Origin of the sequence: Burkholderia sp. Ac-20345 (assembly GCF_017104825.1) — a bacterium.
Lineage (GTDB): Bacteria > Pseudomonadota > Gammaproteobacteria > Burkholderiales > Burkholderiaceae > Burkholderia > Burkholderia lata_B.
On record NZ_JAAGPO010000539.1, the window covers coordinates 1 to 653 of the forward strand.

The 653-nt window shown below is 69.8% G+C and carries 2 protein-coding genes; both read left to right on the forward strand.

What is annotated here, in order from left to right; genetic code table 11:
* Positions 1-96: 96 nt before the first annotated feature.
* On the forward strand, positions 97-231 hold the full coding sequence (locus G3O06_RS50140; RefSeq protein WP_346779607.1) for a hypothetical protein: 135 nt from the start codon (positions 97-99) through the stop codon (positions 229-231).
* A 58-nt stretch (positions 232-289) separates the two neighbouring features.
* Positions 290-653: YbaB/EbfC family DNA-binding protein (locus G3O06_RS48535; protein WP_205820492.1), on the forward strand; the 364-nt coding region annotated here is incomplete at its 3' end.

The window sequence follows — 653 nt, forward strand, 5'->3', positions numbered from 1 at the left end:
TAGCAGCAGCGCCAGCGGCTCGGCGTCGGCCAGGCGCTCGTCGTCGAGCAGGCGAGCGGCCAGGCCGCCCGTGCGGGGTTGCAGCCCGGCGATATCGTGCTGTCGGTCAACGGCACGCCGGTCGCGAACATCGGAGCGCTGATGACCGAGATCGATGCCGCGCACGGTAACGTCGCGCTGCTCGTCCAGCGTGGCGGCACGCGATTGTATGTACCGATCGAGATCGGCTGATGGAGCGAACGGGCGACGCAGTGCAGCACGACGGCGCACCATCGAAACGGGAGGTGGAATGAAACGAATGCAGGAGTGGAGCGCATCCGGAGTGTGGCGGACGATCGTCGTCGCATGGGCGCTGGCGGTGTGCACCGTGGCGGCCGTCGCACAGACGGTCGACGTGCCGCCAACGTGGATCCGCTACGGACAACTCGCCGGGCAGCAGTTCCAGACGTGGCTCGAGGGCGACGGCGACGCGGCCGATCGTCTGCACCAGTATCTCGAGGCACGCGTGCTGAACGCGAGCGCCGATGCGCCGCCGCCCGCGATCGTCGTGCGCGCGTGGATCGGCGCGAACGGCGCGGTTACGCGCGTCGAATTCGCGTCGCTCGGCGATCCCGGCGCGGACGCGACGCTGCGGCAACTGCTTACGGCCGGCC